Annotated in this window: 23 protein-coding genes and 1 pseudogene; 18 read left to right on the top strand and 6 right to left on the bottom strand. The window is 69.9% G+C overall.

Features of this window, described 5'->3' with window-relative positions:
* The first annotated feature begins 85 nt into the window (after positions 1-85).
* From ACZ59A_RS04700 to ACZ59A_RS04690, 3 genes are all read left to right on the top strand, one after another.
* Positions 86-3,049: a beta strand repeat-containing protein gene (locus tag ACZ59A_RS04700; RefSeq protein ID WP_470953478.1), complete on the top strand. Its 2,964-nt coding sequence runs from the start codon at positions 86-88 to the stop codon at positions 3,047-3,049.
* A gap of 106 nt (positions 3,050-3,155) precedes the next feature.
* Positions 3,156-3,518 (top strand): cytidine deaminase, encoded by a 363-nt coding sequence (locus ACZ59A_RS04695; protein WP_470953476.1) that lies wholly within the window; start codon positions 3,156-3,158, stop codon positions 3,516-3,518.
* A 71-nt stretch (positions 3,519-3,589) separates the two neighbouring features.
* A complete protein-coding gene (locus tag ACZ59A_RS04690) occupies positions 3,590-4,603 on the top strand; it encodes a GTPase Era (protein ID WP_470953473.1) in 1,014 nt (337 codons plus the stop codon).
* Positions 4,604-4,673: 70 nt separating this feature from the next.
* Here ACZ59A_RS04690 and ACZ59A_RS04685 read toward each other — a convergent pair whose 3' ends face one another.
* Together ACZ59A_RS04685 and ACZ59A_RS04680 are read right to left on the bottom strand one after the other, a co-directional pair.
* Positions 4,674-4,940 (bottom strand): protealysin inhibitor emfourin, encoded by a 267-nt coding sequence (locus tag ACZ59A_RS04685; protein ID WP_468055078.1) that lies wholly within the window; start codon positions 4,938-4,940, stop codon positions 4,674-4,676.
* Positions 4,941-4,967: 27 nt separating this feature from the next.
* Complete coding sequence (locus tag ACZ59A_RS04680) at positions 4,968-6,050, bottom strand: M4 family metallopeptidase (protein WP_470953470.1); 1,083 nt, start codon at positions 6,048-6,050, stop codon at positions 4,968-4,970.
* 325 nt (positions 6,051-6,375) lie between these two features.
* Here ACZ59A_RS04680 and leuA point away from each other — a divergent pair, with 325 nt between their 5' ends.
* Both leuA and ACZ59A_RS04670 read left to right on the top strand, forming a co-directional pair.
* Complete coding sequence (gene leuA / locus ACZ59A_RS04675; protein ID WP_470953468.1) at positions 6,376-8,154, top strand: 2-isopropylmalate synthase; 1,779 nt, start codon at positions 6,376-6,378, stop codon at positions 8,152-8,154.
* A 166-nt stretch (positions 8,155-8,320) separates the two neighbouring features.
* Positions 8,321-9,034 (top strand): TerB family tellurite resistance protein, encoded by a 714-nt coding sequence (locus ACZ59A_RS04670; protein WP_470953466.1) that lies wholly within the window; start codon positions 8,321-8,323, stop codon positions 9,032-9,034.
* On the opposite strand, the gene ACZ59A_RS04665 is transcribed toward ACZ59A_RS04670, so the two are convergent.
* The gene (locus ACZ59A_RS04665) at positions 9,031-10,128 is read right to left on the bottom strand and encodes a glycoside hydrolase family 18 protein (RefSeq protein WP_470953463.1); all 1,098 of its coding nucleotides are present in this window, start codon (positions 10,126-10,128) and stop codon (positions 9,031-9,033) included. The genes ACZ59A_RS04670 and ACZ59A_RS04665 overlap by 4 nt on opposite strands.
* A 79-nt stretch (positions 10,129-10,207) precedes the next feature.
* A complete protein-coding gene (locus ACZ59A_RS04660) occupies positions 10,208-10,399 on the bottom strand; it encodes a YegP family protein (RefSeq protein ID WP_468055069.1) in 192 nt (63 codons plus the stop codon).
* A gap of 220 nt (positions 10,400-10,619) precedes the next feature.
* Between ACZ59A_RS04660 and ACZ59A_RS04655 the strand changes: the two genes are divergently transcribed.
* The 3 genes from ACZ59A_RS04655 to ACZ59A_RS04645 are packed head-to-tail and all read left to right on the top strand — an operon-like array spanning position 10,620 to position 11,967.
* Positions 10,620-10,829, top strand: coding sequence for a helix-turn-helix domain-containing protein (locus tag ACZ59A_RS04655; RefSeq protein ID WP_030081114.1), 210 nt, complete (start codon positions 10,620-10,622; stop codon positions 10,827-10,829).
* Positions 10,829-11,392, top strand: coding sequence for a Clp protease N-terminal domain-containing protein (locus tag ACZ59A_RS04650; protein ID WP_470953460.1), 564 nt, complete (start codon positions 10,829-10,831; stop codon positions 11,390-11,392). The genes ACZ59A_RS04655 and ACZ59A_RS04650 overlap by 1 nt, the downstream gene beginning before the upstream one ends.
* A 59-nt stretch (positions 11,393-11,451) precedes the next feature.
* Positions 11,452-11,967 carry a GNAT family N-acetyltransferase gene (locus ACZ59A_RS04645; protein WP_470953457.1) on the top strand — a complete coding sequence of 172 codons (516 nt, stop codon included), beginning with the start codon at positions 11,452-11,454 and terminating at the stop codon, positions 11,965-11,967.
* Here the strand turns inward: ACZ59A_RS04645 and ACZ59A_RS04640 are convergent.
* On the bottom strand, positions 11,940-13,247 hold the full coding sequence (locus ACZ59A_RS04640; RefSeq protein WP_470953454.1) for a serine hydrolase domain-containing protein: 1,308 nt from the start codon (positions 13,245-13,247) through the stop codon (positions 11,940-11,942). The genes ACZ59A_RS04645 and ACZ59A_RS04640 overlap by 28 nt on opposite strands.
* 141 nt (positions 13,248-13,388) lie before the next feature.
* Positions 13,389-13,592, bottom strand: a complete 204-nt coding sequence (locus ACZ59A_RS04635) for a hypothetical protein (RefSeq protein WP_470953451.1) — start codon at positions 13,590-13,592, stop codon at positions 13,389-13,391.
* 451 nt (positions 13,593-14,043) lie between these two features.
* Between ACZ59A_RS04635 and ACZ59A_RS04630 the strand changes: the two genes are divergently transcribed.
* From ACZ59A_RS04630 to ACZ59A_RS04585, 10 genes and pseudogenes are all read left to right on the top strand, one after another.
* Positions 14,044-14,784: a class I SAM-dependent methyltransferase gene (locus ACZ59A_RS04630; RefSeq protein WP_470953449.1), complete on the top strand. Its 741-nt coding sequence runs from the start codon at positions 14,044-14,046 to the stop codon at positions 14,782-14,784.
* 69 nt (positions 14,785-14,853) lie between these two features.
* Entirely contained in the window at positions 14,854-15,600 is a 747-nt protein-coding gene (recO, locus tag ACZ59A_RS04625) for a DNA repair protein RecO (protein WP_470953446.1), read from the top strand.
* 44 nt (positions 15,601-15,644) lie between these two features.
* Complete coding sequence (locus ACZ59A_RS04620; RefSeq protein WP_470953443.1) at positions 15,645-16,481, top strand: isoprenyl transferase; 837 nt, start codon at positions 15,645-15,647, stop codon at positions 16,479-16,481.
* A 69-nt stretch (positions 16,482-16,550) separates the two neighbouring features.
* On the top strand, positions 16,551-17,027 hold the full coding sequence (locus ACZ59A_RS04615) for a YcxB family protein (protein ID WP_470953440.1): 477 nt from the start codon (positions 16,551-16,553) through the stop codon (positions 17,025-17,027).
* A gap of 111 nt (positions 17,028-17,138) precedes the next feature.
* On the top strand, positions 17,139-17,489 hold the full coding sequence (locus tag ACZ59A_RS04610) for an SseB family protein (RefSeq protein ID WP_470953436.1): 351 nt from the start codon (positions 17,139-17,141) through the stop codon (positions 17,487-17,489).
* Positions 17,476-18,060, top strand: coding sequence for a hypothetical protein (locus ACZ59A_RS04605; RefSeq protein ID WP_470953434.1), 585 nt, complete (start codon positions 17,476-17,478; stop codon positions 18,058-18,060). The genes ACZ59A_RS04610 and ACZ59A_RS04605 overlap by 14 nt, the downstream gene beginning before the upstream one ends.
* The gene (locus ACZ59A_RS04600) at positions 18,057-22,496 is read left to right on the top strand and encodes a DUF6531 domain-containing protein (protein ID WP_470953431.1); all 4,440 of its coding nucleotides are present in this window, start codon (positions 18,057-18,059) and stop codon (positions 22,494-22,496) included. Before ACZ59A_RS04605 ends, ACZ59A_RS04600 begins: the two co-directional genes overlap by 4 nt.
* A complete protein-coding gene (locus ACZ59A_RS04595; protein ID WP_470953428.1) occupies positions 22,493-23,011 on the top strand; it encodes a hypothetical protein in 519 nt (172 codons plus the stop codon). The genes ACZ59A_RS04600 and ACZ59A_RS04595 overlap by 4 nt, the downstream gene beginning before the upstream one ends.
* 70 nt (positions 23,012-23,081) lie before the next feature.
* Positions 23,082-23,440: pseudogene (locus tag ACZ59A_RS04590) on the top strand (aminoglycoside phosphotransferase family protein); the annotation flags it as partial.
* Positions 23,441-23,655: 215 nt separating this feature from the next.
* Positions 23,656-25,023: a cytochrome P450 gene (locus tag ACZ59A_RS04585; protein ID WP_470953426.1), complete on the top strand. Its 1,368-nt coding sequence runs from the start codon at positions 23,656-23,658 to the stop codon at positions 25,021-25,023.
* Positions 25,024-25,070 lie beyond the last annotated feature (47 nt).

The following is a 25,070-nucleotide window of genomic DNA, read 5'->3' as shown; positions in this document are numbered from 1 at the left end:
CCCCGTTCGGAGGCCATGGTTCTGCAGGCGCACGCCGCGGGGCCGGGCGGCCCACCCCTACCTGTCATCAGGAAGGGGCGCCCTCATGTCCTCCACCACAGTGACTTCGACGCCGAACCCCTCCGTCTCCGGTGAATCCGTCACCTACACGGCCACCGTCACCGGCCTGACCGCCCTCGCTGGGGACGTCACCTTCGTCCTCTCCGGCGGCCCGACCCTGGGGCCCGTGCCGCTCACCCCCACTGGCCTCTTCTCCGGCCAGGCCAGTGTGACCGACGCGTCACTCGCTGTCGGCTCCCATGTGGTCACGGCGAACTTCGTCAGCCTCGTCGCTCCGTTGGACAACTCGTCGGGCACGACCATCCAACTGGTCAGCCAGGCGGCGACCACGACCACCGTCACCTTCACACCGGCGGCCCCCGTCTGCGGGGAGACGGTGACGCTGACCGCGCACGTGGCGGCGGTGCCCCCTGGCAGCGGCACACCCACCGGTACGGTCACGTTCATCATCAGCGCGGACGGGCCCACGGTGAGCGGAACGCTCGACGGTGCCGGAAACGCCTCCGTCACGGTCCCCGCCCTGAGCGTGGGCACCCACCAGGTCGCGGCGTTCTACCTCGGCGATGCCGAGTTCGCCGCGTCCAACTCCGGCCTGACCCCGCTCACGGTGGGGCAGGGGGCGTCGACGACGGTGTTCTCGTCCTCTCCCGCGTCGCCGGTGTGTGGTGAGCCGGTGACGCTGTGCGCGCAGGTGACGGTGGATCCGCCGAGTACGTGCACGGCGACGGGGACGGTGACGTTCGCGGTGGCGGGCGGTCCGACGCTTACCGGGACGCTGGACGGCAGCGGGCAGGCGTGTGTGCCGACCAGTGCCATTCCGGTGGGGACGCATGCGGTCACGGTCACCTACGGGGGCAACACGGATATCGCGGGTTCGTCCACCACGGGTTCGGTGACGGTGGGCCAGGGGGCGTCCACGACGACGCTGACGCTGCCGGGTCCGTCGGTCTGCGGTGAGGCGGTGACCATCTGCGCGCAGGTGACGGTGGGGCCGCCGAGCACCTGCACAGCGACAGGGACGGTCATCTTCGCGATCTCCGGTGGCCCGACCCTGACCGGGACGCTGGACGGCAGCGGGCAGGCATGCGTCACGACCAGTGCCATCCCGGTGGGGACGCATGCGGTCACGGCCACCTACGCGGGCAACACCAACATCGCGGGTTCCTCCGCCACGGGCACGGTGACGGTGAATCAGGCCGCGTCGACCACCACGGTCACGGCCACACCGAGTACATCGGTCTGCGGCCAGTCGGTGCTGCTGTGCGCCCATGTGGCCACGGTGGCGCCGGGGACGTGTACCCCGACCGGGACGGTATCGTTCGCGGTCTCCGGTGGTCCGACGCTGACCGCGACGCTGGACGGCGCCGGAAACGCGTGCGTGTCCACCAGCGCCATCCCGGTGGGGGCCCATACGGTCACCGCGACGTACGCGGGGGACGCCGGCGTATCGGGCTCGTCGGACACCACACCCGTCACCGTAAACCAGGGCGCGTCCGCGGTCTCGGTGTCGGTGTCGCCGAGTCCGTCGGTCTGCGGTGAGGCGGTGACCATCTGCGCGCAGGTGACGGTGGGGCCGCCGAGCACCTGCACAGCGACAGGGACGGTCATCTTCGCGATCTCCGGTGGTCCGACCCTGACCGGGACGCTGAACGGCAGCGGGCAGGCATGCGTGACGACCAGTGCCATCCCTGTGGGCACGCACACGGTGACGGTCACGTACCTGGGCAACACCAACATCGCGGGTTCCTCCGCCACGGGCACGGTGACGGTGAATCAGGCCGCGTCGACCACCACGGTCACGGCCACACCGAACACCTCGGTCTGCGGCCAGTCGGTCCTGCTGTGCGCCCAGGTGACCACCGTGCCGCCGGGCACCTGCGCCCCGACCGGCACGGTGACCTTCGCGGTCTCGGGCGGCCCGACCCTCACGGCCACGGTCGACGCCACCGGCATGGCCTGCGTCTCCACCACCGCCATCCCGGTCGGCACCCACACGGTGACGGCGACCTACGGGGGAGGCGGCGGCGTCGCAGCCTCGACGGGCAGCGGCTCGGTCACCGTCAACCAGGCCACTTCCTCGACGGCGTTGACGATCACGCCCAACCCGTCCGTGTGCAGCCAGTCGGTGACGCTCTGCGCCCAGGTGACCGTCGCGTCCCCGGGCACCTGCACCCCGACCGGCACGGTCACCTTCGCGATCAGCGGCGGTCCCACCCTGACCGGAACGCTCAACGCCAGTGGTCAGGCATGCGTGACCACCACCGGGCTCAGCGTGGGCTCGCACCCGGTGACGGCCACGTACGCGGGCAACACCGGCGTCTCGGGGTCGACGGCCAGCGGTACGGCCACGGTGAACACGACGAACACCACCACCACGCTCACCTCCGCCCCCAACCCCTCCGCCCCCGGCCAGACGGTGACCTTCACCGCCACCGTGGCCCCGGTGGCGCCGGGGACCGGCACCCCGACCGGCACGGTCACGTTCGTGATCAGCGGCGGTCCGACCCTGACCGGGACGCTCAACGCGGCCGGGCAGACCACCGTGAGCACCAACGCCCTCACCACCGGCTCGCACACCGTCACCGCGACCTACAGCGGTGACAGCTGCTACAACCCGTCGACCGCGTCGCTCACCCAGACCGTGGCCGGTTCGACGACCACCACCCTGACCGCCACCCCGGCCCTCATCCGGCTGCGGCTCAACGGCCAGCTCATCATCCCGACCCTCAGCGCCACCCTCAAGGACCAGTCCAACAACCCCGTCCCCGGCCAGAGCATCGTCTTCACGGCCAACACCGCGCTGGGGCCGATCCCCCTGGGCACCGCGGTCACCAACGCCTCCGGCGTGGCGACGCTGACCAATGTCGTCGTCCCGCCCTCGGTACTGACCGCCGCCACCTACACCGCCACCTTCGCGGGCGGCCCGGGCCTCAGCCCGGCCACGGCGTCGGCCTCGCTGACGTTCCAGCCGCTGCCGCTGCTCCCGTAGCGGATCCCGTACACCCGCGCCGGGCCGTTGCCACTGCGGCCCGGCGCGGGCTCATGCGCACAACCGGGTGTCATGCCCGGTCAGCGCCCTGTCAGTGCTCCGTCCTATGCTCATCCGTATGAGCGAAGCAGCGCAGCTGGACCCCGAAGACCGCAAGATCATCACGCTGGCCCGCTCCGCGCGGGCCCGCAACGGCGTCGCGGAGGGCGCCGCCGTGCGCGACGAGACGGGGCGTACGTACGTCGCCGGTACCGTCGCCCTCGACTCGCTCCAGCTCAGCGCGGTGCGCACCGCCGTCGCGATGGCGGTCGCCAGCGGGGCGAAGTCGCTGGAGGCCGCGGCCGTGGTGACCGAGGCGGAGACCGCCTCCGACGAGGACCGCGCGGCCGTACGGGACCTCGGCGGCGCCGGGACCCCGATCCTGCTGGCGGCCACCGACGGCACCCTGCGTGCCACGCTGCCGGTGTGACCACCAGCGGGGAACGGGGCGGGACGGGCGGCTGGTCGGAGGTGTCCGGGGCATCGGGGAGAATGGTGGCCATGACTGCCGGTACCTCCCCGTCCCCGACCGAGCAGCGGGAGACCCCGCACCGCTCGGGTTTCGCCTGCTTCGTCGGCCGCCCCAACGCGGGCAAGTCGACCCTGACCAATGCGCTGGTGGGGACGAAGGTCGCGATCACCTCCAACCGCCCGCAGACCACCCGGCACACGGTGCGCGGCATCGTGCACCGCCCCGACGCACAGCTGGTGCTCGTCGACACCCCCGGTCTGCACAAGCCGCGCACCCTGCTCGGCGAGCGGCTGAACGACGTCGTGCGGACCACCTGGGCCGAGGTCGACGTCATCGGCTTCTGCCTGCCCGCCGACCAGAAGCTGGGCCCCGGCGACCGCTTCATCGCCACCGAGCTGGCCGGGATCAAGAAGACGCCCAAGGTCGCCATCGTCACCAAGACCGACCTGGTCGAGTCGGAGCAACTGGCCCAGCAGCTCCTGGCCATCGACCGGCTCGGCAAGGATCTGGGCATCGAGTGGGCCGAGATCGTCCCGGTCTCGGCCGTCGGCGCGGAAAAAGAGAGGGCGGGACGCAGTCCCTCGGATGAGGGTGGTGGTGGGAGAGGGGCTGGCCAGGTCGGTCTGCTGGCCGATCTGCTCGTCCCGCTGCTCCCCGAGGGCCCGACCCTCTACCCCGAGGGTGACCTCACCGACGAGCCGGAGCAGGTGATGGTCGCCGAGCTGATCCGCGAGGCGGCGCTCGAGGGCGTACGGGACGAGCTGCCGCACTCGATCGCGGTGGTCGTGGAGGAGATGCTGCCGCGCGAGGACCGCCCGGCGGACAAGCCGCTGCTGGACATCCACGCCAACCTCTACATCGAGCGCCCCAGCCAGAAGGGCATCGTCATCGGCCCCAAGGGCCGCCGCCTGAAGGACGTCGGCTCCAAGTCCCGCAAACACATCGAGGCGCTGCTCGGGACCCCGGTCTACCTCGACCTTCATGTCAAGGTGGCCAAGGATTGGCAGCGGGACCCGAAGCAGCTGCGTCGGCTGGGTTTCTGAGGGCGCAGAGCGGGCGGGTCCCGAAGCAGCTGCGGAGGCTGGGCTTCTGAGGGCCCCGGCCCTCTTGCCGCTACGTGCCCTCCTTCAGGACCGTCCGTACCAGCTCGCGCTGGGCGTCGCTGAGGTGGGGGTCCGCGGCGTGGACCGTGCGGCCGTCCACCGTGATCTCGTAGTGGAAGCCGTCCGGGACGCCGCGCGTGGCCGCCGGGGCGCCGGACTCGACGGCCTGGTGGGCCAGGGCGGCCAGATGGGTGGCGTCGGGCCGTCCGGAGGTGTCCAGATCGGCCCGGCGCTCGATTCCGGCGAATCCGCCGGAGCGGGTCACGGAGATACGCATAGGTCCATCAGTACCCGAGGGTGAGGCTCAGCGCGCGTCCAGGTCGGTGATCCCGACGCCCTCCCAGGCCGCCCGCACCGCGTCCCGCTCCTCGCCCTCGCCGTAGCGGGCCTGCGCCGCGGCCACCGTGAGCCGGGCGAAGTCGTCGAACTGCGCGTCCTGGGACAGCTCGCCGCCGGTCAGCACGTCGTACCAGACCCGCCCGGCCTTCTCCCACGCGTTGCCGCCGAGGGCCGTGGCGGCCAGGTAGAAGGCGTGGTTGGGGATGCCGGAGTTGATGTGGACGCCGCCGTTGTCGCGCGAGGTGCGCACGTAGTCGTCCATCGTGCCCGGCTGCGGGTCCTTGCCGAGGACGTCGTCGTCGTACGCCGTGCCGGGGGCCTTCATCGAGCGCAGGGCCACCCCGGTGACCCGCTCCGCCAGCAGCCCGGCGCCGATCAGCCAGTCGGCCTCGTCGGCGCTCTGGCCCAGCGCGTGCTGCTTGACGAGCGAGCCGAAGACATCGGACATCGACTCGTTGAGCGCCCCGGACTGGCCGAAGTAGTCCAGGTTGGCGGTGTACTGGGTGACGCCGTGGGTCAGTTCGTGGGCCATGACGTCGACGGGGATGGTGAAGTCGAGGAAGACCTCGCCGTCGCCGTCGCCGAAGACCATCTGCTCGCCGTTCCAGAAGGCGTTGTTGTAGTCCTGGCTGTAGTGGACGCTCGCGTCCAGCGACAGGCCCGCGTCGTCGATCGAGTGGCGGCCGTACACCTTGAGGAACAGCTCGAAGGTCGCGCCCAGCCCGTTGTAGGCGCGGGTCACCGATTCGTCCGAGGTCGCGGTGTCGCCCTCGCCGCGGACCTTCTTGCCCGGCAGCGCGTCCTGGTGCTGGGAGTCGTAGATCGTCCGCTTGGGCCGGTCGGAGGGCGCGCCCTCCAGGGTGGGGGCGGCGATCCCGCGGACGGTGGTGATCCGGCGGCGCGTGCGCTCCAGCGCGTCCCGCTCCAGGGTGCGGCGGGCGGGGTCGGCGAGGGCGGAGTCCTCGTGTTGGGAGAGCTTGTCGAGGACATGCGGCGGCACGATCGTGCAGAAGACACCGCGCCTGCGGGAGTTCACGTTGACATCCATCCAGGCAATGTCGCACCGTGTCCATCGCTTGTCACGCCTTGCGGTCATGATTGATGAAATCGAGTGGTTGATGGTTATTCCTCCGCGCGAGATGCCGTGGTCCGCATAGTGATACGGGGCCACACGTCGCGCGCGTCTCGGTTACGCTGCTTGGCATCATGCGTTTCGGGCTGCTTCTTCTTAGCTGCCGCGGCGAGGGCCTGTAGTCGTAGGCCGACCCCCTCCCCGCGGAGTTCGGTGTTGCGGTGATTTCGCCCCGTCGGCCGCCCCATGGACTTTCGTCCGAGCGGACACCACGAGCGGATCTCAGAGGAGCCCACGCATCATGAGCACGTCCGACAATCCCGGTCAGCGCGCTGTAGGCCGTCCCACGCCCATCACCGCCGCGACCGTCACCCAGCGGCCTTCGGGCATGCCGATCCACAAGTACGGCTCTTACGAGGCCGTCGACATCCCCGACCGCACCTGGCCGAACAACCGGATCACCGCGGCGCCGCGCTGGCTGTCCACCGACCTGCGGGACGGCAACCAGGCCCTGATCGACCCGATGTCCCCGGTGCGCAAGCGCGAGATGTTCGACCTGCTGGTCCGCATGGGATACAAGGAGATCGAGGTCGGCTTCCCCTCCTCCGGCTCGACCGACTTCGACTTCGTACGGTCGATCATCGAGGAGGACGCGATCCCCGAGGACGTGACGATCTCCGTCCTCACCCAGGCCCGCGAAGAGCTGATCGAGCGCACCGTCGAGTCGCTGCGCGGGGCGCACCGGGCCACCGTGCACCTGTACAACGCCACCGCGCCCACCTTCCGCCGCGTCGTCTTCCGCGGCACCCGTGAGCAGGTCAAGCAGATCGCGGTGGACGGCACCCGGCTGGTCGTCGAGTACGCCGACAAGATCCTGGGCGACGACACGGTCTTCGGCTACCAGTACAGCCCGGAGATCTTCACCGACACCGAGCTGGACTTCGCGCTGGAGGTCTGCGAGGGCGTCATGGACGTCTGGCAGCCCGAGGCCGGCCGCGAGATCATCCTCAACCTGCCCGCGACCGTGGAGCGCTCGACGCCCTCCACCCACGCGGACCGGTTCGAGTGGATGTCGCGGAACCTGTCCCGCCGCGAGCACATCTGCCTGTCCGTCCACCCGCACAACGACCGCGGCACGGCCGTCGCCGCCGCCGAGCTGGCGATCATGGCCGGGGCGGACCGCATCGAGGGCTGCCTGTTCGGGCAGGGCGAGCGCACCGGCAATGTCGACCTGGTGACCCTGGGCATGAACCTGTTCTCCCAGGGCGTCGACCCGCAGATCGACTTCTCGCAGATCGACGAGATCCGCCGCACCGCCGAGTACTGCAACCAGATGCAGATCCACCCGCGCCACCCCTACGCGGGCGATCTGGTCTACACCGCCTTCTCCGGCTCCCACCAGGACGCCATCAAGAAGGGGTTCGAGGCGCTGGAGGCCAGCGCGGCCGAGCAGGGCAAGACGGTCGACGACATCGAGTGGGCCGTCCCGTACCTGCCCATCGACCCCAAGGACGTCGGCCGCTCCTACGAGGCCGTCATCCGGGTCAACTCGCAGTCCGGCAAGGGCGGTATCGCCTATGTCCTGCGGAACGACCACAACCTGGATCTGCCACGCCGCATGCAGATCGAGTTCTCCAAGACGATTCAGGCCAAGACCGACGCCGACGGCGGCGAGGTCACCCCGGCCCAGATCTGGGCGACCTTCCAGGACGAGTACCTGCCGACGGAAGACAACCAGTGGGGCCGGATCGCGCTGCGCACCGCCCAGACGTCCAGCACCAGCGAGGGCACCGACGCGCTCACCGTCGAGGCCGTCGTGGACGGCGCCGAGACCGTCCTGACCGGTTCCGGCAACGGCCCGCTGGCGGCCTTCTTCGACGCCCTGGGCGCCATCGGCATCGACGTACGGCTGCTGGACTACTCCGAGCACACCCTGAGCGAGGGCGCGGCCGCCCAGGCCGCCGCGTACATCGAATGCGCGATCGACGGGAAGGTGCTGTGGGGCGTCGGGGTCGACGCCAACATCGTGCGCGCCTCCCTCAAGGCCGTCGTCTCGGCGGTCAACCGCGCACGGCGGTGAACACCGGCTGATCCTGTCACCCACAAGGGGCCCCGTTCACCGCGTGAGGTGGGCGGGGCCTCGGGTTTGGCCTGTTGTCTCCGTTCGGGGTACTGACGGCACATCACAGATGTGGCTAGCATCACGTCAACGCGGCAACGTGGCCGAAGCGTTATGGAGGTGTGACGTGGTGTGTGCGCGAGCCCGCCGTGACCGGGACCTGTGTGTGGTAGGCGTACGCACTCTGTGGCGGACCGTCGGCGATGGTGAGTTCTTCTGCCCCGACTGCGGAGGCGACCGCAACTACCGCCGCCGCACCGGCCGTCGCCGCATCGTGGTGCTCGGCCTGCCGCTGCTGCCCCGCGGTCCGGTCGCGCCCGTCGTCGAATGCGCCGCCTGCGCGACCCGGTTCGGCACCGAAGTCCTGGACCACCCCACCACCACCCGCTTCTCCGCGATGCTGCGCGACGCCGTGCACACCGTCGCCCTCGCGGTCCTCGCCGCGGGCGGCACCGAGGCCACGGCGGTGCGCCAGGTCGCGGTCGGCGCCGTGCGCGCCGCCGGATTCGCCGACTGCGACGAGGACCAGCTCCTCGCGCTCATCGAGGCGCTCGCCGCCGACACCGGCCGCCTGCCCGGCGCCGCCACCGGCGAGCGCGACGGCCTCGACCCCTGCGGTACGGCGCTCGCCATCGAACTGCACGAGGCCCTGGAGCCCCTGGCCCCCCACCTCGCCCCCACCGGCCGCGAAGCGATCCTCCTCCAGGGCGCCCGCATCGCCGTAGCCGACGGCCCCTACCGCCCCGCCGAGCGCGCGGTCCTCGAAACCGTCGGCCGCGCCCTCATGATCTGCCCCGACGACACGGCCCGCCTCCTGGCCGCCACCCGGGCCGCCTTCTAAGGCGTGCCCCAACCCTCCCGGTACGCCGCCCAGTCCGCGTCCGTGGCGGCGAAGTCCACGTACAGGGCCACCCCGAAGCGCTTGCGCGGGCGGTCCTCGCGGCCGAGGCCGAGGCGGGTGCCCCGGGTGGCGGCGGTGACGGTCTCGGCCCAGGCGTGGCGGCCCAGGTTGTTGGTGTGGTAGCCGGGAAGGCCCATCAGGAGGTCCGTTCCCGGCGGGGTGGCCTCCAGGGCCAATTCCGTCTGCTGGGCCACGTAGCCGCCGTACAGGCTCTCCAGCGGCATCGACGTGTCGTAGGACATGACCGCGATCTGGTCGACCCGCCGTGCCACCTGTCCGAAGAACGCCTGTGACCACCACTTGGGGTGGCCGGTGAAGAAGTCCGCCACCGAGTGCAGCGCGGGCAGCGGGTCGATCTGGTGGGCGGCGACCGAGAGCGGGGCGCGGCGGGCGCGGGTGAGGGCGTGCAGGTCGTCGAGGAGGGTGAGGTAGTCGCGGTCGCCCGAGTGCAGCGGCTCCAGGTCGAAGTGGACGCCGTCGAAGCCCGCGTCGAGCACCTGGCGGGCGGAGCGCACCACATGGGCCCGGCTGCGCGGGTCGGTGAGCCGGAGCCCGGTCGGGCCCTCGGTGGCCAGGACGTCGCCGAGCCACGCCTGTACGCGTACGCCGGGCAGCTTGCGGTGGACGGCCTTCAGCAGCCACCCGGCGCGCGGGTAGCGCTTCGCGGGCAGGGTGCCGTCGTGGTCGAGGGGGCCTGCGTGGACGTACAGGTCGCGGATGCCGGTGCCGCGTATCCGCCGGGCCAGGGAGGCGAGTTCGGCGTCGCCGTTGCGGCCGTCCACCCAGGCGTGGCCGAGCCACACCGCGTCCCGGCCCCGGGTGCGGGTGTCGGGCCCCGGGTCGCCCGCGTAATTCAGCCGCAGCGCGATCCCGGCGGCGAGCAGGGACAGCACCAGGCACCCCACGAGGGCCGCCACGACGCGCTTGGGCCACCTCAGCCGGGGATGCGACCAGCGACGGGCGGCTCCGGCGCGGATCCGGCGGAGCCGGGCGCGGGCGGCGGCGAGGGCCTGGGATATCGGGGGCTTGGTCACGTACGGGAGAGTAGCGAGCGCCGTACGGACGCCGTCGGCCGTACGGCGCGGCTACCGCGCCGGGCCTGCCCCGCAGGCCCTACGACTTGTCGGTCGGGATCTCCTTGACCTCGGCCTCGGGCGCGTTCTTCTTGACCGACTCGACGCCTTTCTGGGCCGCGGACTTGGAGTCATACGATTCGCCGACCGCGATGATCTCGCCGTTGCCCGCTTTCAGGCGGAAGCGGTGCTTGCCGCGCTTGTCCTCGTAGATCTCGAACTTGCCCGCCATGTGATGCCACCTCCATGGCTCGTCGCGACCCCCTCGAACCACCGTAAATCGGGCCATAGGTCCTCGCATCAGGGGCGCTCGGGCGCGGCAGGAACGCGCTCGACGTCAGGCTGCGCACCCCCGGCCTGGCGAAGGCCGCGGCGACGGCGTCCAGCCGATTACCGCCGTGATTTGTCAATTAAGGTTGACGGCCTTCCGTGCGTCAACTTAAATTGACGGCATGACCGAAGCAACGGATCTCGCCGAGCGCGCCGGTGACCGGGACCCCCGCATCGGGCTGCGCGCCGTCGCCGCGCTGCGGCGGCTGCTGGAGCAGCTGGAGGCCGTACAGGTGCGCAGCGCCCGCGCCAAGGGCTGGTCGTGGCAGGAGATCGCGGCCGAGCTGGGCGTCAGTCGTCAGGCGGTTCACAAGAAGCACGGGAGGCGTTGATGTTCGAGAGGTTCACCACCAGTGCCCGCGAGATCGTCCGCGGGGCCGTCCGGCAGGCGGACGAGACGGGCGTCGCCGCGGTCGGGGAGCCCGAGCTGCTGCTCGCGCTCCTGGACCGTGCGGACCGTACGGGCAGCCCCGCCAGCCCCGCCGCCGACATCCTGGCCACCCTGGGCGCCACCGCACGGCGCGCCTCGATCGAACGCGCCCTGGCCGACGTCCGCCGCCGCGGCGGCATGTCGCCCGTGGACGCGGAGGCGCTGGCGGGGCTCGGCATCGACGTGGACGCGATCGTCTCCCGCGTGGAGGAGGAACACGGCGTCGGCGCTCTGGCCGCCCCTCGGCGCCGCCGCTCCCGAAGGCGCTTCGACGCCGAGGCCAAATCGGTGCTTGAACGGTCGCTGCGGATCGCGCTCGGCCGCGGCGACAAGCACATCGGCGACGAGCATCTGCTGCTCGCCCTCCTCGCCCGCCCCGGCGTCGCCGCGAACGTCCTCGCCGATCACGACGTGACGTACGTCCGGGCCGAACGCGCCCTCGCCACCCGCGCGCGCTCCGCGTAGGGGCTCCGTGCCGCACAAATGGGTTGCCCCGAGCGTGATCCGCCACGCATCCTGTGCCGATGCTGATCCGACGAGAAACCCCCTCCGACATCGCCGGTGTACGCGACGTCACGGCGGCAGCGTTCGGCAAGTCGGAGGCCGCGGTCCCGGTCGAGGTCACCCTCCTCGATGAACTCCGTACCGGCGACGCGTGGTTACCGGCCCTGTCGTTCGTCGCGGAGGGCGACCGCGGTGAGGTGATCGGCCATGTGGTGTGCACCCGGGGCCATGTCGGCCCCGATCTCGCCCTCGGGCTCGGCCCGCTCAGCGTGCGCCCCGCCCATCAGCGCCGGGGCGTGGGCCTGGCGCTGATGCACGCGATCCTGGGCGCGGCGGACGCGTTCGGCGAGTCCCTGGTCGCGCTCCTCGGCAGCCCCGCGTACTACGGCCGCTTCGGCTTCCGTCCCGCGGCCGCGTACGGCATCGCGGCCCCCGATCCGGCCTGGGGCGACTACTTCCAGGTCCGGCCCCTGACCGCGTATCAGCCCACCCTCAAGGGGCCGTTCGCCTACGCCGAGCCGTTCGACCGCGTCTGATCGGCGGTCTGATCCATGGGCAGGAACGCGGCCATGACGAGCTGGTTGAGGTACTGGCTCTCGACTCCGGCCAGGGTCGTCGGGTTGATCGAGTAGACGATGCGGCGACCGAGGTCACGGGTGGCGAAGATGCCGCTGGTGTAGCCGGGGCGGGAGCCGGTCTTGCCCCAGACCTCCTGGCCGCCCTGCCTGATCCTCATCAGCCCCATGCTCAGGCAGGCCCTGTTCCGCTCCGAGTCGGCCTTCTCGCAGTTCTGGTTGTCGACGTTGGGCACATCGGGCACGGTGAACAGCAGCTTCTGCTGGGCGGGCGGCAGCAGACGGCCACGGAAGAGGACGGTCATGAAGTGGTCCAGGTCGGCGGCGGTGGAGATCATGCCGCCCTCGGCCCACGGCCAGGCCGCCTGCTCGGTGACATCGGCCTGACGACTCCCGCCGTCCTTCCTGGTGACCGTGAGATAGCCATGGGAGTGCGGCCCGGGCAGCCGCGCGTCGCCGATCTCGGGGACGTAGGTGTGGCGCAGCCCGAGCGGCCGGGTGATCCGGGACCGTACCTCCTCGGCGAACGAGTGCCCGGTGACCTTCTCGACGACCAGCCCGGCGACGAAGGTGTTGACCCCGTTGTACGTCTGGGCGCTTCCGGGCGCGTACATCGGCTCGTTTGTGCTGACGAGCGTCTTGACGATGCGCTCGATGGGCCAGCTCTCGAAGCGGTGGTCCACGAACCACTGGCCCGTCCCGTCGCCCCAGAATTCCTTGCCGGCGTCCGCGTCGATGGGAAGCCCGCTGGTGTGGTTCAGCAGCTGCCCGATGGTCACCTTGTCGAACCTCTTGGGCAGCAGGCCGGGCAGATAGTCCCGTACGGAGTCGTCCACGCTCAGCTCGTGTTCGGCGTCGAGCTGGAGCACCACGGCCGCGGTGAACACCTTGGAGACGCTGCCGATCCGGAACGACCCGTTCGACGGCACAGGCTCCCCGGTCCGTAGATTCCCGACGCCGGATGTCCCGGTCCACTGCCCGTCCCGGCCGGAGACCCGGGCGAGCGCCCCGCTGGCCTCGTGCTTCGGCAGCTCGTCCAGCGCCTGCTGGAGTGCCGTGGGGTTCAGCGGCGGCACGGGCGCCCGGCGGGCGGCCGCGGGCGCCGCGGCGGTGGCGGACGTGGCCGTGGCGGCCCCGGCCGATACGACGGCCAGCAGCGCGGTGGCCGTCGCGAGGGCTCTCCACGGGGTGCGGCGTAAGGAGGTGCGGCCTAACGAGGTACGGCGTAAGGACGGATGCACGTCGGGACGCTCCACAGGGGCTCGTGATCAGGCCGGTCGCTCCGGCCTGGGCACGACTCTTCCGGAGCCGCGCTTCCGTGGGCCTCCGGAAGAACCCTGGCCCGCCCCTGGGCCAACCCCGACGCGCCCCTGAGATGGGTGCTAGTCCCGGAACGAGCCGTCCGCCCTGCGCGCATGCCGGGACAGCAGGTGCTTGCACTGCGGACAGTGCCGCCTGAAGCCCCTCTTGATCAGATAGCTGATGCCGACCGTGCACAGGTGCATCAGCCCCACGCCCGCGTTTTCCACCACCCGTCCCAGCCATGACTTCGTACACCTCTCGCAGTCGCGGCAACCAGCCGCCATGGCGTCCTCCCCAGGCTCGCTTCTCCGCAGGTCAGCGACGACGCGCCGACCGCTCCGTGGCATCCAGTGTGCGGAATGTGTCCCGCTTCCCTGCCCCCAACTCCCGTCCCTGGCACGGAATGTAACCGGACCAGGCCCGGTCCGGCACGGGGCCGTGACATCGTCCCCGGAACCGGGGTCCGCTGTGCGTACCGTGGGGTAGGGAACACGGTCGGTCGATGGACCGTCCAGGCCGGTGGCGAGTGTGAGGAGCGCCACCGGGCGTGGTGCTCGTACGCGCCCGCGTGCGCGCCCCTCCGGGTTCCGCCCCAACTCGCCCTGGTGTGACCGGAGGTCGGCCTTCCGGATGCCCTCGGGCGGCCTTCCGCGTCGACACGCCCGCCCCCGGGGGGTGGGCACCGTCACACGGAGAACCATCGGCCTGAAGGTGGCCGGTTTGTAGCGTCGTGCCATGGACGACTCGACCACCACCTCGCACGAACGTGTCCTTCCCCAGAGCGCTCCCGGGGGCTGGATGTTCTTCCTCGAGGCAGCCCGGGACATCCGCACCACCGGGGCCCTCGCCCCCAGCGGCAGGGCGCTGGCCCATGCGCTGACCGAACCGGTGCGCTCCCAGGCGGGGCGGCGGCTGAACGTCCTGGAGGCCGGAGCGGGTACCGGCTCGGTCACCCGCTCCCTCATCCCACAGCTCCCGGCGGGCAGCCGCCTGGACATCGTCGAGGCCAATCCCCGGTTCACCGACCGGCTGCGCCACCTCGTCCGTACGCACCCGTGCCTGGCCGAACAGCCCGGGCAGGCCCGGGTGCACCACGCGTATGTGGAGGAGCTGGACATAGGCCGCCGCTACGACGCGATCATCTCGGGCCTGCCCTTCGCCAACTTCGACCCCCAACAGGTCGAGGCGATCATGGGCCGGTATCTGGAGCTGCTGCGCCCCGGCGGCATCCTGGCCTACTTCGCGTACCGCGGCGCCCGGCAGGCCCGTCCCCTGCTGGCGCTGGCCTCCCGGGCCCAGGCGCGGCGGCAGCAGGCCGCCGAGGAGGTGCTGGAGGGCTACCAGCGCCACTACGCCACCGCCTGCAGCACAGTGTGGGCCAACCTGCCCCCGGCCCACGTCTGGCAGCTGCAGCGCCCCGCGGAGCGCGCCCCGGGGGCGGGCCGGGAGTCCGTCACGGCCACGGCGGACCGGTGACGGTTCAGGCCGGTTCGGGCGGGGCTCGGGCGGTACGACCACCCGCCCCGTTGGGGGACAATGAGCCGCATGAGTCTGTTCCGCGACGACGGCATCGTGCTGCGCACCCAGAAGCTGGGTGAAGCGGACCGGATCATCACCCTGCTCACCCGCAACCACGGCCGCGTCCGGGCCGTGGCCCGCGGGGTGCGCCGTACGAAGTCGAAGTTCGGCGCGCGCCTCGAACCGTTCTCCCACGTGGACGTGCAATTCTTCGCCCGCGGCGGCGAGCTGATCGGCCGCGGGCTGCCGCTGTGCACGCAGAGTGAGACGATCGCTCCGTACGGCGGCGGTATCGTCACCGACTACGCCCGCTACACCGCCGGGACGGCGATGCTGGAGACGGCGGAGCGGTTCACCGACCACGAGGGCGAGCCCGCCGTGCAGCAGTATCTGCTCCTCGTCGGCGGGCTGCGTACGCTGGCCTCCGGGGAGCACGAGCCGCATCTCATCCTGGACGCGTTCCTGCTCCGCTCACTCGCCGTGAACGGCTACGCGCCCAGCTTCGACAACTGCGCGAAGTGCGGGATGCCCGGTCCGAACCGGTTCTTCTCGGTCGGCGCGGGCGGCGTCATCTGCGGAGAGTGCCGAGTGCCGGGAAGCGTCGTACCCTCTGCGGAGTCGCTGACGCTGCTGGGCGCGCTGCTGACCGGGGACTGGGAGACGGCGGACGCCTGCGAGCCGCGCCATGCCCGGGAGGGCAGCGGGCTCGTCGCGGCGTACTTGCACTGGCACCTGGAGCGGGGCCTGAGGTCGCTCCGGTACGTAGAGAAGTAGCACCAAGCACACACGGCACGAAGTATGTGAGGAGACCCGAAGCCATGGCACGACGCGGGATTCTGGGCCGACAGCGGCGCGAGTACCGGGCCCCGGACCCGCACCCGTCCGGCGCCCGCCCGCCGAAGATCCCGGGCGAGCTGGTGCCGAACCACGTGGCCTGCGTGATGGACGGGAACGGCCGCTGGGCCAAGGAGCGCGGGCTGCCGCGTACGGAGGGCCACAAGGTCGGCGAGGGCGTCGTACTGGACGTGCTCAAGGGCTGCCTGGAGATGGGCGTCAAGAACCTCTCCCTCTACGCCTTCTCCACCGAGAACTGGAAGCGCTCGCCCGACGAGGTGCGCTTCCTGATGAACTTCAACCGTGACGTCATCCGCCGCCGCCGCGACGAGATGGACGAGCTGGGCATCCGCATCCGCTGGGCGGGCCGGATGCCGAAGCTGTGGAAGTCGGTGGCCAAGGAGCTCCAGGTCGCGCAGGAGCAGACCAAGGACAACGACGCCATGACGATGTACTTCTGCATGAACTACGGCGGCCGCGCCGAGATCGCGGACGCGGCGCAGGCGCTGGCCGAGGACGTCAAGGCGGGCAAGCTCGACCCGTCGAAGGTGAACGAGAAGACGCTCGCCAAGTACCTCTACTACCCCGACATGCCGGACGTGGACCTCTTCCTGCGCCCTTCGGGCGAGCAGCGCACGTCGAACTACCTGATCTGGCAGAGCGCGTACGCCGAGATGGTCTACCAGGACGTCCTGTGGCCGGACTTCGACCGCCGCGACCTGTGGCGCGCCTGCCTGGAATACGCCTCCCGCGACCGCCGCTTCGGCGGGGCGATCCCGAACGAGGAGGAGCTGAAGAAGGACGGCCCGCAGCCCGCATAACACGACGACGGGGGACACATGGGGGAACAGCGCGCTGTGGAACTGGTCTACCGGACCACCGTGGACGACATGACCGAGGCCCTGCGCGCCAGGGCGCGGCACACCACCCAGGGCCGTGTCGCCCGGGTGGCGCGCGGCGTCGGGGCGGTGTTGCTCGGCATCGGGATCGCGACCGTGATCACGACGCGTGGTGGCATGCGGGAGCCCTGGATGCTGGTTGTGGCAGGCCTGGCGGTGAGCTTTGTGTACTTCAGGGCGCCCGTGATGCAGGCCAAACAGCTTCAGAAGCTGTTCGACAAGCAGGGTGAGCACCGGGTCGTCGTCAGCGAGACCGGCATCGAGATGGCGACGGCGAACAGCACCACGACCCTGGGCTGGCAGATGTATCCGCGCTATCTGGAGACCCAGGGCTTGTTCGTGCTGCTGAGCGGAGACAAGGGCGCGACGGGGCTGGCGGTGCTACCGAAGCGGGGCGTCACCGGGGGCCCGTACGAGGTCGACCGGCTCCGGAACGTCTTCGATCAGCACCTGACCCGCCTCGCCTGAATCGTCCGGGGCCACACCGGCGTCCACAGCCTCAGACGGAACATGGAACCTACGTGCGACCATACGCGCTGGGGATGATCCGGTGGCGGCGCCGGCGAAACGGGGGAACATATGTCGTTGCGCGATCTGGTGCGTGCGGAAGCGGCCGCGTCGATGTCCGATGCGGAGCGGCTGGCGGCGATGCGGCAGTGGCGTCTGTATTTCCAGCGGCCGGAGGAGCCGGGCTTTCTGGTCTCCGAGACCGAAGAGGGTCCGATGGTTGCGGTGTTCACGTCCTGGGAGGGGCTCGCGCTGTTCGCGGGGGCGTGCGGGTGGGCGTCGACGACGGTGGCGGATCTGGTGGAGCTGTTGCCCGAGGGCGTGCGCGCGCTGGTGGATCCGCTGGGACCCAGGGCGTTTGTGCTGGATACCGAAGCGCTGAGGGCCGCGGACGACCAGGGGGATCGCGATGGCGGAGCATGAGGGCGGGGCGGCGAGTTCTGGTGGGGCCGATGGTCCGAAGCCGGGTGACGGCTACAAGATCGAGATCGCTTCGGTGCGGAAGGTGCTGACTCCGCTGGAGGAGTCCGTGGTCGCCGCTCGAAAGATCAAGGGCGACTGGAAGAAGCTGGCCGAACACATCCAGAACTCGGCCGACTTCGACATTTACGACTCGACCGAGAAGATGCTCTCGTCCTGGGGCTTCGGCATGGGCCGGGTCGCCGAGCACACGGACACGGTGGTGTCGACGCTGCGCCAGGTGATCGCCGCGTACATGCTGGCGGATCTGCTGCACATCAAGGACTTCGCGCCCACCGAGGACAACATCGCGAAACTGCCCTTCGGCGAGGCCGGTATGAAGGCGTGGGAGGCAGGTTCGCGGCCGAAGTTCGATCCGCCGCCGGAGATCTATCAGGAACCGTGGCTCGACGATGGCGGCGGCGGCAACGACAGCGGGGGCACCGGCGGGACATACGAGCCGCCCAAGAATCCCCGCAAGCTCTACAACGGGGGATGGGTGGATGACGGCGGATCACAGGGGACGATCGCATGACGCAGCGTGATGCGACCGAAGGCGGGACGGCCGAGCGGATACCGCCGCATGCGAAGCCATCCGACGTCATTCCCGGAAAGCCTTCGGACATCGAGGACCTCGCGGTCAAGCTGCGCGCGTACGCGGGGGCGTTCAAGGACGGTCACGACCAACTCGATGTTCTGTCGCTGATGGACTGGACGGGCGCGGCTTCGGAGGAGTTCCAGCAGACCACTCGGAAACTGCCCCGCGAACTGGAATCCGCGCAGACCTACTTCAAAGCCGCCGCGAACGCGCTGGACGACTACGCGGAGAAGCTGAGGTCCGTCCAGAAGCGGGTCAAGCCGATCATCGAGGACGCCGATGACGCGCGGGCAAAGTCCAAGAGTTACTGGAACAAGGTCACCGACTACAACGCGGCAGTGGACCGCAAGGACGAGACACTGCCCGAGCGTCCGCCGGACGACGACCCGGGACTGTCCGCGCTGAAGAAGTGCTACGGCCGACTGGACAAGCTCGAGGGCGAGCTTCAGCCCGTCATCGACGCGGCCAAGCGCAAAATCGATAAAGCCGCAGAGAAGGCCCCCAACGAGCCCCCGGGCCCCAGCGGAATGCAGAGGTTCAAGGACTTCCTCGGTGGCACGGGCGACACCCTGGGCAGCTGGTACGAGGGCTTTGACGACATGGTCCACGACGGGCCCGACGGCGTCGGCCTGCGGCTGGCCGGCACCGTCGACGGCGTCGCCTACGCCGCCCAGCACCCCAAGGAGTTCGCCAAGGCCGTCGTCAACTGGGAGGAATGGCAGAAGAACCCCGCCCGCGCCGCCGGCCAGCTCACCCCCGAAATCCTCCTGGCCCTGGCCTCCGGCGGCGCCGGAGCCGCACGCCGCGGTGCCGGCGCGGCCAAGAGCGCCGCCCAGCGCCTCGTCAGCCGCGAACGCGGACTGCGCCGCGACGGCAGCGCCCGCGAGCACGCCGACAGCGACCCGGACAAGAGCGCCACCCCGGATGAGGACAAGGACTGCGAGGGCGATCCGGTCGACGTCGCGACCGGCGAGATGGTCATGTCCGCCACCGACGTCACCCTTCCTGGTGCGCTGCCCCTGGTGCTGGAGCGGCACTACGTCTCGGGTCACCCGTGCGGCGGCTGGTTCGGCCGCACCTGGGCCGGCACGCTCGATCAGCGCCTAGAGCTGGATGACAAGGGCGTCGTCTTCGTCACCGACGACGGCATGCTCCTCACCTATCCCGTACCGCAGCGCGACGTCCCCGTACTGCCCACCCACGGGCCACGCTGGCCGCTGTGCTGGGACGGCAAACCGGACGGCACGTTCACCGTCACCGCCCCCGAACGCAACCGCACCCTGCACTTCGCACCCCTTCCGGTGGGTGGCCGGGAGCTGGCCCTGACCGCGATCACCGACCGGACGGGCGCGGGCGACCGCATCGACATCGCCTACGACACCCACGGCGCGCCGACGCAGGTCACCCACTCCGGCGGCTACCGCATCGCCGTCGACACCGACCCGGGGCTCCTGCGGATTACCGCTCTGCGGCTGCTGCACGGCCAGGAACACGAGCAGAGCACGACGCTGATCTCCTTCGGCTACAACCAGGCCGGAGACATGACCGAGGTCATCAACTCCACCGGGCTGCCGCTGCGGTACCAGTACGACGACAAGCACCGCGTCACCTCCTGGACCGACCGCAACGGCACCTGCTACGCGTACGTCTACGACCACCGCGGCCGGGTCCTGCGCGGCATCGGCCCCGACGGCTTCATATCGGGCCGTTTCCACTACGACACAGCCGCCCGAACCACCCGCTACACCGATTCCCAGGGCAACACCACCACGTACGTCTGCAACGACGCCTACAAGGTCATCGCGAAGACCGACCCGCTGGGCAACACCACCCGCACCGAATGGGACCCCGGCAACCGCCACCCCATCGCCGTCACCAACCCGCTGGGCCACACCACCCGCTACCGCTACGACGACGATGACCGGCTCATCGCCGTCGAACGCCCCGACGGCACCGTGGCCGAAGCCGTCTACGACGACTGGGGCCTGCCGCTGGAGATCCGTGAGCCGGGCGGCGCGACCTGGCGCCACACCTACGACGAGCGGGGCGCCCGCACCGCCACCACCGACCCCACCGGCGCCACCACCCACTACGCCTACAACGCGCGCGGCCACCTCACCGCTGTCACCGACGCCCTGCGCCACACCACCGAGGTCACCCCGAACGCGGCGGGTCTACCGGTCGCGGTCACCGACCCGCTGGGACAGACCACCGAGGTCCGCCGGGGCCCGCACGGCCGCATCACGGCCGTCACCGATCCCTTGGGGCATACGACCCGCCACGGCTGGACCATCGAAGGCAAACCCGCGTGGCGTGAGGCCCCCGACGGCACCCGGGAGGAGTGGAAGTGGGACACCGAGGGCAACCTCGCCCACCGCACCGACCAGGCTGGCCACACCACCACCCACACCCATACGTACTTCGACCTCCCCGCCACCCGCAGCGACCCTGACGGCGCCCACTACGCCTTCACCTACGACACCGAGCTGCGCCTCACTACCGTGACCAACCCCCAGGGCCTGACCTGGGACTACACCTATGACGCGGCGGGCCGTCTCACCGCCGAGACCGACTTCAACGGTCGTACCCTCACGTACGCCCACGATGCGGCCGGAAACCTGGTGTCCCGCACCAACGGCGCGGGCGAAACCTTGCACTTCACCCGCGACACCCTCGGCCGCCTCGCTGAACAACGTACCGACACCGGCGAAACCGCCACCTTCGCCTACAACCCCACAGGCCAACTGCTCCAAGCCACCAACCCCGACTCCGATCTGACCATCGAACGGGACGCCCTGGGTCGGGTCCTCTTGGAAACCGTCAACGGCCGCACCACGACCTACGCCTACGACGCCGTCGGCCGCCGCACCGAACGCACCACGCCCAGCGGCCTACGTTCCACTTGGGCCCACGACGCAGCAGGCCGCCCTGTCGATCTCCGGAGCGACGCCGGGGCACTGACCTTCACCTACGATGCGGCGGGCCGCGAAACGGAACGCCGTCTGGGCGACGGCATCACCCTCACCCAGACCTGGGACACCTCCGACCGCCTCACCACCCAAACCCTCACCGGCAGCTCGTCCGATGTGACGGATCACCTCCTCCAACACCGCTCATACGCCTACCGCGCGGACGGCTACCTCACCGAGATCCGCGAACTCACCTCCGGCACCCGCCGCTTCGACCTCGACCCGGTCGGCCGGGTCACCGCCGTCCATGCCCACGGTTGGACCGAGAGCTACGCCTACGACACGGCGGGCAACCTCACCCACGCCACCGCTCCGGACCACGCGGCCCCCGGCGACCGGACCTTCACCGGCACGATCATCCACCGCGCCGGACGTACCACGTACGAACACGATGCCCAGGGCCGCCTGACCCGCCGCACCCGCAAACTTCTCAATGGCCAGACCCGCACCTGGACCTACACCTGGAACGCCGAGGACCGCCTCACCGACGCCACCACCCCCGACGGCGCCCACTGGCACTACACGTACGACCCCCTGGGCCGCCGCATATCCAAACACCGTGTCACCGACGACGACACCGCGGCCGACGCCCTCCATTTCACCTGGGAAGACACCCGCCTGGCGGAACAGTCCACCCCAGACGGCACGCACACCACCTGGGACTACACCCTAGGCACCCACCGCCCCCTCACCCAGACCAACCGTGACCTGGGCACCTCCCGCTTCCACGCCGTCATCACGGACCTGGTAGGCACCCCCACCGAACTGGTCACCCCAGACGGCGATCTGGCCTGGCAATCCCGCACCACCCTCTGGGGCACCCCTCTCCCCGCCCCACCATCCGCCACCGACTGCCCCCTCCGTTTCCCCGGCCAATACGCCGACCCCGAAACCGGCCTGCACTACAACTACTTCCGCTATTATGACTCGGAAGTTGGCCGCTACATTACTCCAGATCCTACCGGGCTTGAACCTGCGCCGAATCACCACGGTTATGTTTCAAATGCACTCAACGTGGCAGATCCGTTTGGCCTATGCAGTCACCCGAAAGGGACGGGAACCGTCTGGGACGACATTGAGGCTACTCAGCCCAACTATCCAGGAACCGACCTTCCTAAGTCCTTTCGAATGAAGGCCGGGGAAAACGAAGTATGGGTACACGGAAATGCGAGTGAGCATATATTCGAATATGCTAAGGGGAAGGCTGAGCGAATGGCCAGCCCGGAGCAGGTGGGCCTGGCAACTCAGTCTCAGCTGAAGAGCCTGCAGTCGGCGGTGACGGAAGCTACGAGAGATGGCGTACCCCTAGGGAAAAAAATAACCGTCGGGGATTGGGAGTTGAAGTTCAGTCAGCGTCCTACTGACCCCCTTCCTGCGGTTGTGCATGCCCTCTATAAAGGATGAGTGAGAAAAAGATGCCTCGCGTCCTGAGTCGACTCGAATGCCGCGAAGCGATTTTGGAGTCTGACCCTTGGATTGAATTCAAGGTGGTCTGGGATGTTGCAGGTCCTCGGCAGCCTCTTTATTGGGTTATCGATGGCGCGTATGGCGGATCCGTGGAGCTTAAGGTGGATCCGGATACTGGGGCGCTTCTGCAAGTCGTAATGATCGATATGCCTCCATCTGGTCCGCCGGTAGAACGCTCTGGAGCGATTGAGGTAGTTGATCAGAGCGTTCCCGAGATCGATCGCGCGGAATGGGGCGTAGAGGTGAACCCTGATTACACGACGCCTGCTGTCAGGAATGTTCAATCGGTTGAGGAGATGCATTTCTCGCGGCGACGCGGAGAGCTGAGTCTCGCCTTTTCCTCGAAGCCTGTGGTGCGGCTATTCCGGTGCGATCGGATTGGTGTTGGAATTTCGGAAGACGGGATGCTGTGCGAGGTAACCGCTGACCTTGGTCCTCGTGATGGCCTATAAAAAGCCCTGACAGCGGAAGCCTCCCACGATCGGTTCCCGTCAATTCTGAACATCGGATGCCGCCCGCACCCTCGCCGCCGAGATTCTGAAGCAGGTGCTGTCGGCGGTCATGGCTCTGGTCGGCTCGGTCGATTGGCGACAACTGCGCGGCTGGACATCGGCGGCGGCCGAGCTGGTCGGCGAGCCGGGCGACCAGACGCTGCACTGGGATCTGGACCACGCAACGTTCTTGCCGCAGAGGGAGAGTCGTGGGTCGCCATCAATCCTGAGCGGCCTCCCGGGGTTCCTGGATTCGACCTGTGACCTGCCCCGGACAGCCGGTGGGATGATGCCGTGGCGACCGGCGACCCACGTCGCCGCTTCGATCTGCTCACCGAGGTTCTCGGCCTGGACCGTGCGCAGGTGACCGGCCGTACGCTGGGGCGGCTGGCCAGCATGACGTCCTCCGGCAGGGTTGGGCGGCGTACTCCTTCCGCTCGGCCGCTGCGCTGTTCAGCCACTGCGCGTGGCCGATAGTGTGGCTGCCCCGTAGCGGGTCGCTTTCGCTCCGTGTTGCGCGACAGGACGCCCTGTGGCTCTTCCCCACCCACGGACCTCAAGGCCTGGCCGGAACGAGCACTGCTGTCGCACCAAGGACATCGAACATGGAATACCCCCCGTCCGAGCTGGCCTCCCTGGCCGCTGAGCCGCTGATGACCCGGGACTTCGAGACCCGCCCCGCGGCGGTCTACGCCCGGTTGCGCGGGCGGTACGGGCCGGTGGCGCCCGTAGAGCTGTACGGGGTCCCGGTGTGGCTGGTTCTCGGCTACCGCGAGGTGTGGGAGGTCCTGCGGGACGAGAGCGTGTGGAAGAAGGACGTCAAGCACTGGCGGCTGCTGCGCGAGGGCCGAGTGCCGTCCGACTGGCCGCATCTGCCCGCCTATCAGGTCAGCCACCTGCTGCTGAGCGACGACCAGGAGCGCAAGGCCACGCGCGCCGCCGTGGACGAGGCGCTCGGTCCCTTCCAGGACACCCAGGCGCCACAGTCCTGGGATCTGCAGAAGGCCATCGCCCGGCACGCCGACGAGCTGATCACGTTCTTCGCGGACGGCAGCGACAACGGGTGGGTGGACCTGGGCGCGCAGTTCGCGCGGCCGTTGCCGCTGATGGTCATCAACCGGCTGTTCGGCTTCCCGGTCGACCAGGGTGACGACGTCTTCATGGATTCCTGGCGAATGGTGGACGGCGGCCCGGACGCCGGTGCGGCCGTCGGGCGGCTGGTGGCGGCGACGACCGAACTGGCCGCGTACAAGCGGGAGAACCCGGGCGACGACCTGACCACCCGGCTGCTCGCCGTCGAACCCGCGCTGACGGTGGAGCAGATCGGCCTCGAGCTGTACGCGATCCTCGTCATCATCTCCGAGCTCGTCAGCAACGCCATCACCAACAGCGTGCTGGAAGTTCTGGACGGCGAGGCGGGCGCGCAGGCCGGTCTCATGGCGGGCCCCACCGAGGAACTGGTCAACCGCGTGCACATCGCCTCGCCGCCGTGGGTCAACCTGACCGCCCGCTACCCGGTGGCCGACACCACCCTGGGGGACTTCCGGCTCGCCGCAGGCGACATGGTCATCCCCTCGGTCGCCGCCGCCCACGGCGACCCGCTGTTCACGACGACCAGCGACTATGAGCGGTCGACCAGCTCGCGCGCCCATCTGGCCTGGGGCACCGGCCCGCACCAGTGCCCGGGGCGGGAACTCGCGGACATGATCGTGACCACGGCCGTGGGCAGGCTGTTCGAGCGGTGCGACTTCGAACTGGGCCTGCCCGCCGACCAGTTGCCGTGGCGCTCGTCGACGTACGTACGCGGCCTAAAGTCCTTCCCGGTCCGCTTCCGGATGCGCGCGCACCCTGCCCCCGCGCCCACTCCGGCCCCCACCGCCACCCCGGCCCCCGAACCCGCGCCCACCACCCCCCGGCCGGAACGGCCCCGCTCCGCGCTCTGGCGCTTCCTGGCAAGCCTGCGCCGGGGGTAAGGGGTCGGTGCACCCTTTACTCGCTGTAGAGCCCACATTGAACAGGT

The sequence above is a fragment of the Streptomyces sp. NPDC040405 genome, from assembly GCF_055595765.1.
The sequence above is the reverse complement of the archived record's forward strand: the minus strand, read 5'-3'. Positions and strand labels throughout refer to the sequence as shown.